The sequence below is a fragment of the Pseudomonas sp. Os17 genome (assembly GCF_001547895.1).
In the GTDB taxonomy this organism is placed as follows: Bacteria; Pseudomonadota; Gammaproteobacteria; order Pseudomonadales; family Pseudomonadaceae; genus Aquipseudomonas.
In genome coordinates this window covers 1223898-1238491 of sequence record NZ_AP014627.1, presented here as the reverse complement: position 1 = coordinate 1238491, position 14594 = coordinate 1223898, and the positions used below count along the sequence as shown (strand labels likewise).

At 63.1% G+C, this 14594-nt stretch carries 11 protein-coding genes; 3 read left to right on the top strand and 8 right to left on the bottom strand.

The window, feature by feature from the left end; translation table 11 throughout:
• Window positions 1–31 precede the first annotated feature (31 nt).
• Entirely contained in the window at window positions 32–889 is an 858-nt protein-coding gene (locus POS17_RS05515; RefSeq protein WP_442963166.1) for a TIGR02285 family protein, read from the top strand.
• A 168-nt stretch (window positions 890–1057) separates the two neighbouring features.
• On the opposite strand, the gene POS17_RS05510 is transcribed toward POS17_RS05515, so the two are convergent.
• A complete protein-coding gene (locus tag POS17_RS05510) occupies window positions 1058–1345 on the bottom strand; it encodes a DUF3509 domain-containing protein (RefSeq protein ID WP_060837698.1) in 288 nt (95 codons plus the stop codon).
• Between the two features lie 218 nt (window positions 1346–1563).
• Here POS17_RS05510 and POS17_RS05505 point away from each other — a divergent pair, with 218 nt between their 5' ends.
• The gene (locus POS17_RS05505; protein ID WP_173655887.1) at window positions 1564–2217 is read left to right on the top strand and encodes a response regulator transcription factor; all 654 of its coding nucleotides are present in this window, start codon (window positions 1564–1566) and stop codon (window positions 2215–2217) included.
• Here the strand turns inward: POS17_RS05505 and POS17_RS05500 are convergent.
• The 6 genes from POS17_RS05500 to xerD all read right to left on the bottom strand — a co-directional run bounded on the left by POS17_RS05500 (window position 2214) and on the right by xerD (window position 12009).
• Window positions 2214–3479 (bottom strand): EAL domain-containing response regulator, encoded by a 1266-nt coding sequence (locus tag POS17_RS05500; RefSeq protein ID WP_060837696.1) that lies wholly within the window; start codon window positions 3477–3479, stop codon window positions 2214–2216. The two genes, POS17_RS05505 and POS17_RS05500, sit on opposite strands and share 4 nt — an antisense overlap.
• A gap of 91 nt (window positions 3480–3570) precedes the next feature.
• Complete coding sequence (locus POS17_RS05495; RefSeq protein ID WP_060837695.1) at window positions 3571–7176, bottom strand: ATP-binding protein; 3606 nt, start codon at window positions 7174–7176, stop codon at window positions 3571–3573.
• A 100-nt stretch (window positions 7177–7276) separates the two neighbouring features.
• Entirely contained in the window at window positions 7277–8686 is a 1410-nt protein-coding gene (thrC, locus tag POS17_RS05490; protein WP_011059452.1) for a threonine synthase, read from the bottom strand.
• A gap of 104 nt (window positions 8687–8790) precedes the next feature.
• Window positions 8791–10095 carry a homoserine dehydrogenase gene (locus POS17_RS05485; RefSeq protein ID WP_060837694.1) on the bottom strand — a complete coding sequence of 435 codons (1305 nt, stop codon included), beginning with the start codon at window positions 10093–10095 and terminating at the stop codon, window positions 8791–8793.
• Window positions 10096–10230: 135 nt separating this feature from the next.
• Window positions 10231–10962, bottom strand: a complete 732-nt coding sequence (locus POS17_RS05480) for a thioredoxin fold domain-containing protein (protein ID WP_060837693.1) — start codon at window positions 10960–10962, stop codon at window positions 10231–10233.
• Between the two features lie 150 nt (window positions 10963–11112).
• Window positions 11113–12009, bottom strand: coding sequence for a site-specific tyrosine recombinase XerD (xerD, locus tag POS17_RS05475; protein ID WP_060837692.1), 897 nt, complete (start codon window positions 12007–12009; stop codon window positions 11113–11115).
• 107 nt (window positions 12010–12116) lie between these two features.
• On the opposite strand from xerD, the gene POS17_RS05470 reads away from it, so the two are divergent.
• Window positions 12117–13919, top strand: a complete 1803-nt coding sequence (locus tag POS17_RS05470) for a cation:proton antiporter (protein ID WP_060837691.1) — start codon at window positions 12117–12119, stop codon at window positions 13917–13919.
• A gap of 66 nt (window positions 13920–13985) precedes the next feature.
• Here POS17_RS05470 and POS17_RS05465 read toward each other — a convergent pair whose 3' ends face one another.
• Window positions 13986–14399, bottom strand: a complete 414-nt coding sequence (locus POS17_RS05465) for an acyl-CoA thioesterase (RefSeq protein WP_060837690.1) — start codon at window positions 14397–14399, stop codon at window positions 13986–13988.
• Window positions 14400–14594: the final 195 nt, after the last annotated feature.

The window sequence follows — 14594 nt, the reverse complement described above, 5'->3', positions numbered from 1 at the left end:
ACATCGACGCTCGAAGCCCGGCCTTGGCCGACTGACGACGGCGCTCGCGGTGTGCCTGCTGTGGCTGCCCTGCCCACCCGGCCACGCCGGGGAAATGCTCACCTGGCTGCTGCGCGACCTGCCCCCCTTGAATGTGTTCGAAGGCCAGCAGAAAGGCCGCGGCGTCATCGACCTGCTGATGCCACAACTGATCGCCAGCCTGCCCGAGTACCAGCACGAGCTGGTCCGGGTCAATCGCGCCCGAGGCATGCAGATGCTGCGCGAGCCCAGCTTCACCTGCGACCCGGCGCTGATCTGGAGCAAGGAGCGCGCGCAGTGGGTCGCCTACTCCATCACCAGCTTTCGCGTATTGAGCAATGGCCTGGCGATCCGCCGCGCCGACCGCGAACAACTCGCGCACTTCCTGCATGACGGCAAGGTCGACCTGCATGGCCTGCTCGAGAGCGGCAAAGAACTGATTGGCGTGGTGGCCGAGCGCAGCTACGGGCAACAGCTCGACAACCTGCTACAGCAAGTGTCGCCGCAGCAGATTCGCGCCCACTATGGCAACGACGCCCTGGGCAGCCTGCTGCAGATGCAGCGCCTGGGCCGCCTGCAACTGCTCCTGGGCTACTGGCCGGAAATCCGCTATCAGGCCATGCAGCAGGGTATCGACCCGCAGGATCTGGAGTTCTATCCGATCGAAGGCACCAGCAAGTATCAGGAAATCCACGTCGGCTGCTCCGACACCCCACAGGGCAGGCAGGCCATCACCCAGATCAACCAGGCCCTGCTCAAGCTGCGCGAAGAGCAACTGGTGGAGCTGTATGCCGCCTGGCTGGACCCCGGAATGCGCGACGAATACCGCGCCGACGCCCGCGCCTACTTCCAGGACCTGCACGACCACTGACAAATCCCGGGCAAAAAGAAACCCCGAGAAGTGGGGAGACGACTCGGGGTTAAACGCGGTCTTTGACGACCGGTATCAGCCGGCTGCAAGCACCGGAGCACAATGCCTGATCCTGCTGATACTGAGTCTGACTGATACGACTGGCGGAAGGTTCCGTAAAAATTTGCATCAGCGGTGCTGATCGAACACCTTGCCTTCGGCGGCGTGGCGCAAGGCTGCGATCACGCAAGGCTCCAGCCGCCCTTCAGCGATCAACACATCACGGTGCAGCCCATCGACCACATCGGTCAGCAGGCGCTTGTCGGTGAGCTGGGCCTGATTGACCTCACGCTCCACGACAATCGCACCAGCGGTATTCTTCAGCCTCACCAGGCATTCACCGTGGGCGCCACAGGGCATCAGCGTGACCTGGTAGGGACTCAACGACTCACTCAATAAAAGACTGATACTTTCCATCTAGATCACCACTCAATAGCTCGAATTAGAGGTTCGAAAACAAAAATGCCGGTAGCTTTCTGACATTCAAGTGACCATCGCTCAGAGAAGAAAGTTCGCCACGCCTACTGCTGCCGACCTGAGTCAATCGAGCATGCACGGGTAACATGACAGATATAAAACGGCCAACCAGGCGCAACCCACGCCGCCGTTGCATTGGAGCCCAAGCTTTGAAAGCAATGTCGAACCACAGATTGCGCATCATCCTTGCCGACGACCACCCGATCTTCCTGATCGGCCTGCGTGCCGTGCTGGAGCAAAACGACAGCTTGATGATCGTCGGTGAAGCCCGATCCCCCTCCGCCCTCGTCCAGTTGCTGCAGGACACGGAATGCGATGTGCTGGTAACGGATTTCATGATGCCCGAGGAGCAACAGAACGACGGCCTGCGCCTGATCGAACAACTGCGCCGGCATCATCCCGATCTGCCCATCGTGGTGGTGACCATGCTCAACCACGCCGGACTGTTCCGCTCGATCCTCGACCTCGGCGTGATGGGCCTGCTGAGCAAGGCCAGCCTGGCCGATGAGTTGCCGTCCGCCATTGCCCGGGCACGACAGCACAAACGCTATGTCGCCCAGGCCATCAGCCGGGCCCTGAGCCTTGCCGGCGAAGTGGGCCCGGATCGCCTGGTGTCCAAGGACCAGTTGTCCCCCCGGGAGCTGGAAGTGATCCGCCTGCTGGCCGCCGGCCATGCCGTGGGGGAAATTGCCACCCGGCTCAACCGCAGCAAACAGACCGTCAGCGCACAGAAAGTCAGCGCCATGCGCAAACTGGGTCTTTCCAGCGAAGCGGCGCTGTACATCTACGTTCAGGAACATGGGCTGTCCTAGGCACACAAACCGGCCAACTGCTCGCCCGGCCCATTGCATCCCGCTCCTGAAGTTTCGACCAGCCATTGGCGCAACTCGGCGGCGCTCATCGGTGGCGCGATAAAACAACCCTGCAGATGAACCGCCCCCAACGCCCTGGCCGCCAAACAGTCGGCCTCACTCTCGATGCCCGTCACCACCACCGCCAGGGACATGCGCCGAGCCATGCTCGTGGCGCCACCGACCAGTGCCAGCTTGCGTTCATCGGCCGCCATGCCTGCAACAAACACCGGAGGGATCTTCAGCTCGGTGAAAGGCAGCTCCAGCAGGCGCTGCAGACTGGTGCCCCCGGTACCGAAATCGCCAATGGACAACTTGCAGCCCAGCATCCGCAGGCGCAACAGTGCCTCGACATGGGCGCTATCGGTTTGCAATTGGGTGGTGTCGACCAGCTCCAGGGTCAACATCCGCGCCGGGACTTCGAAGCGCCTCAGCAAGGCTTCCAACTGCCGAGGGAACAGCGGCCGCTCAAGGATGCCGGTGGGAATGTTCACCGCAATCGGCAGCCAGTAGCCCAGCACCAGCTTCACTCCGGCCACCAGCTCAAGTGCCTGCTCCAGCATGTGCCAGGTGAAGAGTTCTTGCAGGCCGGCGAACTCGATCAGGGGAAGAAACTCGCCCGGCATCAGCAAGCCCCGCTCGGGATGCTGCCAGCGGGCCAGTGCCTCGACACCCTGCAACCCGCCCTGCTGGTGGATGACGGGCTGAAAGTGCGCCACGCCACAACCCAGCACCGCCGCCAGCCCCTCGTCCGTGGTCACAGGTTCGCGAACAAAGGGTTCAAGGCCCAGCAAGTCCCGGAGCAGTGTCTGATTCAGCTCGGGGCCATCGGCCCTGGAGTGCAACTGATAGGCACAGAGCAAGTCGCCAATCACCGCGGCCGACGCCGGTTTTGGCAGGCATGCGAGCACTTTCAGGCCCAATTCACGGGCCATGCCGGACGCGCCCTCAAGCACATCCGGCTCCGCGTCGCTGAGAATGATCAGGGCCTTGGCCTGCTGGTGCCGGGCCAGATCACGGATCAGTTCCAGGCCGTCAGCCTGCTCCAGGTACAGATCGCAGATGGCGATATCCACCGGCCCCTTGCTGTCCAGCGAACGCCGCGCGGATGCCACGTTCTCGGCAGCCAGCACGTTGAAAACGCCATTGGCGTTGAGCATCTGGTGCAAGGCCATCAACTGGAACGAGTTATCTTCGAGAATCAGCACGTTAAGCGTATTCATGGGGGGCAACCTCCGAGACGGCGCAAGTGAAACAGTCCACTACGAGCCGACACGGTAGTCAGATATTTCCTAACCACACATAGGACAAGTCTTATTCGTCCAGAGCCGCCTGAATGTCGCTACGCAAGATCCCGATAACGTCTCGCAACTCCGGCCAATGACTGGCCAGCGCCTGCGCCTGCTGCCCCTTGACCACCTCTTCCAACGCGATACAGACCTTGGCCAGGGGCAAGGCGTCAATCAGGCAACACACCCCCTTGAGACGGTGCAAGGTGCCTCCCAGGCCCCGCCAATCCTGCGCCGCCAGGGCCGCCTCCAGCGCCTGCTGCTCCTCGTCGAGATTACGCAACAACTCCTGCAACATGCGCTGCAGCACCGGTTCATCGGCCTGAGTCATCCCGCGCAAGGTCTGGATATTGAATGACGGTGACGGCAGGAAACGCGCGAGGGACTGAGCCAATTGATCCAGGGTCACCGGCTTGACCAGCAATTGATCCATGCCGGCACGCTCGCAGCGCTCTCGCTCGTCTTCGAAAGCATTGGCGGTACAACCGATCACCGGACAGCGCCGACGCCCCTCTTGCGCCTCGATCCGGCGGATGGCCTCGGTCAGTGCATAGCCGCTCATCTGCGGCATGTTGCAATCGGTCATCAGTACGTCAAAGGCCCCGGAACGCCACTGCTGCAGCGCCTCCTGGGCATTGTCACAGGCCACGACCCGGTGTCCGAGAAACATCAACTGCTGGCTCAGGACCATCCGATTGGCGCTCAAGTCATCCACCACCAGCACCTCGATGCTGCGACTCGGCGGGCGCTCGGCAGACGGTGACGCCTGAGGCTCGAGATCGTCGCTGACCCGTTCCGGATACAGCTCGAGGGTGACCACGGTTCCCGCACCCGGTTCGCTCGACAGGTGAATGCGCCCGCCCATCAACTCGATCAGCTGCCGACAAATGCTCAGACCCAGCCCGGTACCGCCATACGTCGAGGAGGTCATGGCGTCGGCCTGAACAAAAGGCGTGAAAATGTTCGCTTGCTGCTCGGCACTGATACCCGGGCCGGTGTCCGCAACACTGATGCGCAGGCACTCGATACCGGACTCGTCGGGCTGACGCTCGACCGTCACCCGCACCTCACCTTCCGCGGTGAACTTCAGGGCGTTGCTCAACAGGTTGTGCAGGACCTGGCGCAAGCGCAGCGGGTCGAAGAAATAACGGCCCTGGGCCTCTGCGTTGAACACCAACCGTAAATGCACCCCCTGATTACGCGCCGTCACCTCGAACAACTGCCGAACACTCTCGAAAAACGGCTTGAGGGCGGTGACCTGTGGCACCAACTGCATGTGGCCGGCTTCGATCTTGGCCAGATCAAGGCTGTCCCCCATCAGGCTGATCAACTCCTGGGCGGAGCGATAGGCCACCCGCAAGGCCTCGGAGAAGGGCGCGCCCCTGACCCTGGCCTGCTCCTTTTCCAGCTCAAGCAAGCCGACGATGGCCGTCATGGGCGTGCGGATCTCATGGCTCATGGTGGACAGAAATGCGCTTTTCGCGGCATTGGCCTGATCGGCCGCCTGACGCGCCTCCACCAGCTGATTCTCCAGGCGCTTGCGCTCGGTGATATCGATCCAGCCGCCCAGCAAGCCTTGCAGGAGCCCGTCGGCGCTATAGAAGGGCACTGTCCATTGATAGGCGTGAATCGAACCATTGCGCGTCTCCACCTGCCGATCGGCGAACACCGACGCCTCGCTGGCCAGCAATTGCATGATCTCGCCATGCAACTGGCGAGCGGTGGCCGCAGGCAACAGGTCCAGCTCGGTCAGTTGTCGTCCGCGAATCAGCTCCAGGCTCGTCCCCAACTGCTGCTCGTAACTCTTGTTGCAAGTGATCAGGCGCCCTTCCAGGTCTCGGACAAAGATCGGATTGGGAATACCGTCGAGCAGAGCACGCATGAACACCAACTGATCATTGAGTCGTTGCTCGGCCTGCAATCGCTGCTGAATCTGGCGCTTGAGCCGACTGCTCCAGGCCAGGGAGGCCAGCCCGAACAGCAGCGCCGTGGCAATGGCCCAGTAGACCCAGGTCGGCACACGCTGCCAGGCCGGCATCGGCACCGGCGTGGCTCCCAGCCACTTGAGGCGAATGGCACTGAGCTCCGCCACCGGCAGCGCCTCCAGCGACTTGTTCAAGATGCTCAGCAGTTCGGGCTGATCCTTGCGCACGGAAAACTCGTCAGCCGACCAGGTGCCTTCGACACTGCGTCCGACCCGCAATCCGTCATCGGCCGCCCCCAGCGCCTGAACCTGGACCTCATTCTGAATGGTTGCCCGGGCCTCGCCACTACTCACCAGGGCCCGCGCCTCTTCATCGCTGGCGACACTGCGCAAGCGGATATCGGGGTAGTTGCGGCGAATGTAGCTCTCAAGGGTGTGCCGGGCCGGCAGCGCCAGTACCTCGCCTGCCAACTGTTCCAGGCTGCTCAGGCGCCGATCCTCGGGGCGCACGACAAAAACCCAGGCGGCACCACCAAAGGCATGGGAAAAATTCAGGAACAGTCGCCGATCCTCACTGGCCGTGAGGGTCGAGTTCATCTGCGCCTGCCCGCTTTCCAGCAGCTCCAGGGTCTGCGCCGTGGTAAGGCTCTCCTTGTGCACAAAATGCAGACCGGTCATGCGCGAGATGCGGTTGAGCAAATCGATGTTCAGGCCAGCCCAGCGCCCCTCCTTGTCCTTGAACACATGGGGCGGATACTGCTGGGACGCGACCATCACATGCGGGTGCTGGAGAATCCAGGCCTGCTCCTCGGCGCTGAGTTCGATGCGCTCACCCGAGATATTCGCCCCCAGCCCGGTGGTCCAACGGGCCTGTATTTCCCGCTGCAGGGACTCGTCGATGCTCTGCAGCGCCTGCTCCAGCATGCCCGCCAGCAGCACGTTGTCATCCCGCGTGGCAAAGGCAAAGCCCGTCGGCGGCAGGCGGCTTTCATCCTGAATCCGCACCGCCAGATAAGGGCGCAGGGCCTGGTAGGCGCGGACGATGATCTCATTGCCGATGAAGGCGTCGGCATCGCCCTGATTCAATGCCTCCAAGCCGCTGTAGAGGTTCGGCGAGAGCATGATCTGACTGTTCGGATACGCCGCATGAACCTGCTCGGCGTTGGCATAGCCATCCAATAACACCAGTTTCTTGCCGGCCAGGTCATCGCTGGAGCTCACCCCGTCACGACGCACCACCACTACCGCCCTGTCAGGCATGTAGTCACTGGTGAAACGCAGCCCCGAGACACCGCGCTCATAGCCATTGGCACTGGTCAGGACATCGATACTGCCGTTGCGCAGCGCTTCAATCGCCTGCTCTCGCTCGGAAAACCCCAGGACCTCCATCGTGACACCCAACCGCTCGCCCACCAGCGCCAGGTAGTCGGCGCTGATTCCTTGATAGCGATTGCGGTCCCGGGTGATATCAATGGGCTGGTAATCATCGATGGCGATGCCGACCCTCAGCGTCTTATGCGTCGCCAGCCACTGGCGTTCGGCAGGTGCCAGGGCCAGGGGTTCAAGGTCAACGAAAGCCGGCACCAGCTTGAAGGGTAGATTCTTCGTCGCAGCCGCCAGCAACGCGCCACAGAACAGGCAGGCCAGCAGGCCCCCGACAAGCCGCCACAAGGCAAGTGACATGCAATGGGTTTGGCGGTTGCTCATCCGTGCCTCCCTGCCCCAGCCGGGCCAAGCTCATGCAACAGGTGCGAGAAAAAACAAAGCCCGTCAGGAGACGGGCTTCGTGGACGACAAGACCATCCGGTCAGAGCGGCTTGCCACGATTGCCGTGCTGGCTGACGAAAGCCTGCACCGCTTTCAGGTCGTTGGCCAGGACCGTGCAGCGTTCTTCACGCTGGAACAGGTCGGACAGGTGCGCCGGCAGCTCCAGGGCCTTGCCGACACCGGCCTTCTCCACGGCATCCGGGAACTTGACCGGGTGCGCGGTGCCCAGGACCACCATCGGCGTGTCCAGGCTGCGACGGCATTCACGGGCGGCCTTGACGCCGATCGCGGTGTGCGGGTCCAGCACTTCGCCGGTCTGGGCGAAGACTTCGGCGATGGTTTCGCAGGTCTGCTCGTCGTTCACCGCCAGGGAATCGAACAGCTTGCGCGCTTCGGTCCAGCGGTCCTGTTCGACGCTGAAACCGCCGCCTTGCTTGAAGCTGTCCATCAGCGCAGCCAGGGCCGCACCGTTGCGACCGTGCAGGTCGAACAGCAGGCGTTCGAAGTTCGACGACACCATGATGTCCATGGACGGCGACAGGGTCGCGTGCAGGGTTTCCTTGACGTACTGATTGCCGCTCATGAAGCGGTGCAGGATGTCGTTGCGGTTGGTGGCGACGATCAGCTGGCTGATCGGCAGGCCCATGTTGCGCGCCAGGTAGCCGGCGAAGATGTCGCCGAAGTTGCCGGTGGGCACCGAGAACGCGATGGAGCGCGCCGGACCGCCCAACTGCAGGGCCGCGTGGAAGTAGTAGACGATCTGGGCCATGATCCGCGCCCAGTTGATCGAGTTCACCGCCACCAGGCGCGTGCCCTTGAGGAAGCCCTGGTCGGCGAAGCTGGCCTTGACCATCTCCTGGCAGTCGTCGAAGTTGCCTTCGATGGCGATGTTGTGGATGTTCTCGCCGAGGATGGTGGTCATCTGCCGGCGCTGCACTTCCGATACCCGGTTGTGCGGATGCAGGATGAAGATGTCGACGTTGTCGCAACGCTTGCAGCCTTCGATGGCCGCCGAACCGGTGTCACCGGAGGTGGCGCCGATGATCACCACGCGCTCGCCGCGCTTCTCCAGCACGTAGTCCAGCAGGCGACCCAGCAGTTGCAGGGCGAAGTCCTTGAACGCCAGGGTCGGGCCGTGAAACAGCTCCAGCACCCACTCGTTGCCGTTGAGCTGACGCAGCGGCGCAATGGCGTTGTGGGAGAACGCCCCGTAGGTTTCTTCGAGGATCTTCTTGAAGTCGGCATCCGGAATGCTGCCGGTGACGAACGGGCGCATGACCCGGAACGCCAGCTCGTGGTACGGCAGGCCGGCCCAGGAAGCGATTTCTTCCTGGGTGAAACGTGGCAGGTTCTCCGGTACGTAGAGACCGCCGTCGCTGGCCAGACCGGCCAGCAGCACATCTTCGAAATTCAGGGCCGGTGCCTGGCCACGAGTACTGATATAGCGCATGGGGACAAACCTTCGGTTTGAGCTGCAAGTTGCAAGCTACAGGCGACAAGTCAGAGCAGTTGCGCTTCTGGCTTGCCGCTTGGAACTTGAAGCTTGCCGCTGCTTCAATTGAGATGTTCGACGCGGATACGGACCACTGGGCCTACGACGCCCTGCAGGGCCTCCAGCGCGGTAATCGCATCGTTGATGTGCTGCTCCAGAACGCGGTGGGTCAGCAGGATCATCGGCACCAGGCCGTCCTGCTCTTCCACTTCCTTCTGCATGATCGATTCGATGTTGATGCCACGCTCGGAAAGAATGCTCGCCACCTGGGCCAGTACGCCCGGGTGATCCTTGGCCTGGATGCGCAGGTAGTAGGCGCTTTCGCAGGACTCGATCGGCAGGATCGGGTGATCAGACAGGGAGTCCGGCTGGAAGGCCAGGTGCGGCACGCGGTTTTCCGGGTCGCTGGTCATGGCGCGAACCACGTCCACCAGGTCGGCCACCACCGAGGAAGCGGTCGGCTCCATGCCGGCGCCGGCGCCGTAGAACAGGGTCGAACCGGCAGCGTCGCCATTGACCATGACCGCGTTCATCACGCCGTTGACGTTGGCGATCAGGCGATCGGCCGGGATCAGGGTCGGGTGCACCCGCAGCTCGATGCCAGCCTCGGTGCGGCGCGCCACACCCAGGTGCTTGATGCGGTAGCCCAGGGCTTCGGCGTAGTTCACGTCGGCGGTGGTCAGCTTGGTGATGCCTTCGGTGTAGGCCTTGTCGAACTGCAGCGGGATACCAAAGGCGATGGACGCCAGGATGGTCAGCTTGTGCGCGGCGTCGATGCCTTCGACGTCGAAGGTCGGATCGGCTTCGGCATAACCCAGGGCCTGGGCTTCAGCCAGCACGTCTTCGAAGGTGCGGCCCTTCTCGCGCATTTCCGAGAGGATGAAGTTGCCGGTGCCGTTGATGATCCCCGCCAGCCAGTTGATGCGGTTGGCCGACAGCCCTTCGCGGATCGCCTTGATCACCGGGATGCCACCGGCCACGGCCGCTTCGAAGGCCACGATCACGCCCTTCTCCTGGGCCTTGGCGAAGATTTCGTTACCGTGCACGGCGATCAGCGCCTTGTTCGCGGTGACCACGTGCTTGCCGTTCTCGATGGCCTTGAGCACCAGCTCGCGGGCCACGGTGTAGCCGCCCACCAGCTCGATAACGATATCGATCTCGGGGTTGGTGGCCACGGCGAATACATCGTTGGTAATCGAAATACCGGTCGTTTGGAACTGCGGCTTTGGCGTACGGGTAGCAATTTGCGCTACTTCGATTCCACGCCCGGCACGGCGGGCAATCTCCTCGGCGTTACGCTGAAGTACGTTTAGGGTACCGCCACCGACAGTACCCAGCCCACAGATGCCTACTTTGACCGGATTCACTCTGAACTCCCCATAAAACGGCCGACTCAAGGCCGGCCGTGGAAAACAGCCGCAAACAGCGCGGCTCTCTATTAATGCCCCTCCAGCTACACGCAGAGGGGCATGATCGTCAAAGGCTAGCGTGACGATGCAGGATTATTTCGCACCCAGCGCCAGTTTGGCGATCTGTGGTGCCGGCTGGTAGCCGGGAATTACCTGGCCATCGGCCAGAACGATGGCCGGCGTGCCATTGACGCCGATCGACTGACCCAAGGCGAACTGCTTGGACACCGGGTTATCGCACTTGGCGGCCTTGATTTCCTTGCCGTCGACCATCTTGTCCATCGCGGCTTTCTTGTCCGCCGAGCACCAGACCGCCTGCAGCTGTTCGTCACCCGGCGAGCCCAGGCCCTGGCGCGGGAAGGCCACGTAGCGCACTTCCACACCCTGCTTGTTCAGCGCCGGGATTTCCGCGTGCAGCTTGTGGCAGTAGGGGCAGGTGGTGTCGGTAAATACGGTGATGTGGGTCTTGGTTTCGCCAATGGCCGGATAGACCACAGTTTCTGCGACCGGAATGCCGTTGATCAACTTGGAAATGCCCAGGCGCTCGGTTTTTTCCGTGAGATTCACCGGCTTGCCGTCCTTGAGCTGGAACAGATAGCCCTGAACCACGAACTGGCCGTCGGCGCTGGCGTAGAGCACGCGACTGCCCTTGAGCTTGACCTCATACAGGCCCGCCAGGGGGCTGGCGGTGATGCTTTCCACCGGCACTTCGAGCTGCAGCGTCTCGAGGCTCTTGCGGATGGCTTTCTCGGCACTGTCATCGGCCACGGCGAAGGTGCTGAGCAGCGCCAGGGAGGCGGCGGCAATAATCTGGGTCAAACGCATGGGAACTCCTGAAGGCGGGCAAATGGGCAAACGCCAAGGCTGGTCGGGACCAAACGCGGGCAAACACCCTTTTTGCAAACCGGCAAAGCCTATCACATCTGTTTGCCGGCACCGACTACGGGCGACGCAAAGCGCCGCACGGACGCCCATTCAGCCCCTTGGATGATGTTTGGCGTGCAGATCCTGCAGCCGCGCGCGCGCCACGTGGGTGTAGATCTGGGTGGTGGACAGGTCGCTGTGCCCCAGCAGCATCTGTACCACCCGCAAATCGGCACCGTGATTGAGCAGGTGTGTTGCAAACGCATGGCGCAGGGTATGGGGCGACAGCGCCTTGCCGATCCCGGCGACCTTGGCCTGGTGCTTGATCCGGTGCCAGAAGGTCTGTCGGGTCATCTGCTCGCCGCGCTGGCTGGGAAACAGCACATCGCTGGGCCGCCCGCCCAGCAACTCGGCACGGCCATCGCGCATATAGCGCTCGACCCAGACAATCGCCTCCTCGCCCATGGGCACCAGGCGCTCCTTGCTGCCCTTGCCCATGACCCGCAACACGCCCTGACGCAGGTTGACCTGCTCCAGGGTCAGGCTGATCAGCTCGGTGACCCGCAACCCGCAGGCATAGAGCACTTCAAGCATGGCGCGGTCGCGCTGGCCGATGGCCTCGCTCAGGTCCGGGGCGGCCAGCAGCGCCTCGACATCCGCTTCCGACAGCGACTTGGGCAACGGCCGCCCCAGTTGCGGCATGTCGATCCGCAGGGTCGGATCGACTTCAATCAGCTTCTCCCTGAGCAGATAGCGATAGAACCCGCGCATGCCGGAGAGAAACCGCGCCGTCGAACGGGGCTTGTAGGCCTGCTCCACGCGCCAGGCCAGGTGATCGAGGATCAACTCGCGACCGGCTCGCGGCAGCTCCAGCCCCTGCTCCTGCAGCCAGCCGTTGAACAGCGCCAGATCGCTGCGGTAAGCGTCGCGGGTATTGTCGGACAAGCCTTTCTCCAACCACAGGGCATCGAGAAAACGGTCGATCAGAGGGTGGTCGATGGCGGGCATAAAGACTCGAAAGGCGCGGCCCAGGGGCTGCGGGTAAAAAAATAGTGAACTGCACGGAGGGTCGCTAGTCTTTCATAGCCAGCCATTTCAAGGAACAGGGTGCATTGATGAGCGAACAACAGATTCTGCTGGCCTTCGGCGGCATCGGCGTGGCGGCACTGGGCTGCCAATGGCTGGCCTGGAGGCTGAAGCTGCCGGCCATTCTGTTCCTGCTGCTCAGCGGCATCCTGGCCGGCCCCGTGCTCGGCTGGCTCGACCCGCAGGAAATGTTCGGCCCGCTGCTGATGCCCCTGGTGTCGCTGGCGGTGGCGCTGATCCTGTTCGAAGGCAGCCTGACCCTGCACCTCTCGGAATGGCGCGAGATCGGCAGTGTGGTCCATCGCCTGGTCACCCTCGGCGCGCTGTCCACCTGGGCGGTGATCACCCTGGCCACCCATTGGCTGCTGGGCTTCGACTGGATGCTGGCCCTGCTGTTCGGCACCCTGACCCTGGTCACCGGACCGACGGTGATCGTGCCCATGCTGCGGGTGGTGCGCCCCAAGGCCTCGATCGCCAACATCCTGCGCTGGGAAGGCATCGTCATCGATCCCATCGGCGCCCTGCTGGCGGTGGTGGTCTACAGCTTCATCATCGCCAGTGCCGCCGGCGATGGCCTGAGCCACAGCTTGCTGACCTTCGGCGGCGTGATTCTGTGCGGCAGCCTGTTCGGCATTGTCGGCGGCTGGGTCCTGGGCAGCATCATGCGGCGCCAGTGGCTGCCGGAATACCTGCACAACCTGGCAAGCCTGGCCGGGGTACTGGGGATCTTCATTGCCTCCAACCAGGTGATGCACGAATCCGGGCTGCTGGCGGTGACCCTGATGGGCATGTGGATGGCCAACATGAAGGGCGTGGACGTGCGGCACATCCTGCACTTCAAGGAGAACCTCAGCGTGCTGCTGATCTCCGGGCTGTTCATCCTGCTGGCAGCGCGCCTGGACCTCAAGGCGCTGATCGCCCTGGGCCCGCTGGTGCTGATCCTGCTGCTGGTGATCCAGTTCATCGCCCGCCCGCTGAACGTGCTGCTGTCCACCGCCGGCTCCAGCCTCAACTGGCGCGAGCGGGCGTTGCTGGCGTGGATTGCCCCACGGGGGATTGTCGCCGCCGCGGTGTCGGCCATCTTCGCCATCCGCCTGGACGAAGCCGGTCATCAGGGCGCGCTGCTGCTGGTGCCGCTGACCTTCGCCGTGATCATCGGCACCGTGGTCCTGCAAAGCGCCACCGCTCGCCCTCTGGCGCGCCTGTTGAACGTCGCCGAACCGGCGCCCAGCGGCTTTCTGATCGTCGGGGCCAACGGTCCGGCCCGCACCCTGGGCAAGGCCCTGCAGCAACTGGGCAGCCGGGTGCTGCTGACCGACTCCAGCTGGGAGAACATCCGCACAGCACGCATGGAAGGCCTGCCGACCTACTTCGGCAACCCGGCCTCGCAACATGCCGACGCGCACCTGGACCTGGTGGGCCTGGGGCATCTGCTGGCGCTCTCGCCTTCCGGCGAGCTCAACACCCTGGCGGCCATGCGCTTTCGTCATGACTTCGGTCATCAGCGCCTGTTCGCCCTGGCCAACAGCCAGGAAAGCCGGCGCACCGACAAACACCGCGCCAGTCACGAACACCGAGGCCAGCTACTGGGCAGCGAGGCCCTGAGCTACACCAAGCTGGCCAGCCTGCTGGGCCAGGGCGCGGAGCTGTACAGCACGCACCTGACCGAGGCCTTCGGCTGGGATGACTACCAAGCCCTGCACGGCGAACGCGCCACCCTGCTGTTCGCCCGCGACAGCAACGGCTGGGTGCACGTAGTCACCCCGGAGAGCGACCTCAAGCCGGCACCGGGCTGGACCCTGCTGGCGCTGATCCAGCCCGAGTCCCCGTAACCAGCCCCAGTAGGAACCGGCTGCCGGCGAATAGCCCCGATAGCGTGCTCGCCGGCAAGCCGCCTCCTACGCCGCAAACCCCGGAAGCACCGGCACCGGGCGCTTTTCATCATCGATGGCGACAAAGCTGAACAGGCCATGGATGGCTTTTTCCCGCCCATCGCAGCTCATGCTTTCGACAAACACCTCGACTTCGACCTTGAGGCTGGTGTTGCCCACCTTCACCACTCGCCCGACCAACTCGACGATCGAACCGGCGGCAATCGGGTGCTTGAAATCAATGCGGTCGGTGGACACCGTCACCAGCGGCAAGCGACAGAAACGCGTGGCCGCAATGAACGAAACCTCATCCATCCAGGCCAGGGCCGTGCCGCCGAACAGGGTGTTGTGATGGTTGGTGGTGGACGGGAATACCGCCTTGGTCACGCGGGTCACCGAGAGTTCGGTACGACGCTGGATTTCTTGCTCACGAGGGGTCATCGAATTACTGCCTGAATGAATAGATCCGCGCATGGGCACGCTGCGGGCATGGAATGCCGATGAGCGCTGTCGGGCAGCGACCAAAGGCTTGAGGGAAACAATCGGGGGCCGCCTGCCTGTGGATAACGTCAGGTCAGGAGCGCCGGGAGGGTGTCACGCGCCCTGGGCGTCCATGCGGGTTGCACGGCGTGGGCG

Coding starts and splice junctions, on each gene's coding strand:
- POS17_RS05510 (WP_060837698.1), bottom strand. CDS start 1,345: ATGGAAAGTATCAGTCTTTTATTGAGTGAGTCGTTGAGTCCCTACCAG.
- POS17_RS05505 (WP_173655887.1), top strand. CDS start 1,564: ATGTCGAACCACAGATTGCGCATCATCCTTGCCGACGACCACCCGATC.
- POS17_RS05500 (WP_060837696.1), bottom strand. CDS start 3,479: ATGAATACGCTTAACGTGCTGATTCTCGAAGATAACTCGTTCCAGTTG.
- POS17_RS05495 (WP_060837695.1), bottom strand. CDS start 7,176: ATGAGCAACCGCCAAACCCATTGCATGTCACTTGCCTTGTGGCGGCTT.
- thrC (WP_011059452.1), bottom strand. CDS start 8,686: ATGCGCTATATCAGTACTCGTGGCCAGGCACCGGCCCTGAATTTCGAA.
- POS17_RS05480 (WP_060837693.1), bottom strand. CDS start 10,962: ATGCGTTTGACCCAGATTATTGCCGCCGCCTCCCTGGCGCTGCTCAGC.
- xerD (WP_060837692.1), bottom strand. CDS start 12,009: ATGCCCGCCATCGACCACCCTCTGATCGACCGTTTTCTCGATGCCCTG.
- POS17_RS05470 (WP_060837691.1), top strand. CDS start 12,117: ATGAGCGAACAACAGATTCTGCTGGCCTTCGGCGGCATCGGCGTGGCG.
- POS17_RS05465 (WP_060837690.1), bottom strand. CDS start 14,399: ATGACCCCTCGTGAGCAAGAAATCCAGCGTCGTACCGAACTCTCGGTG.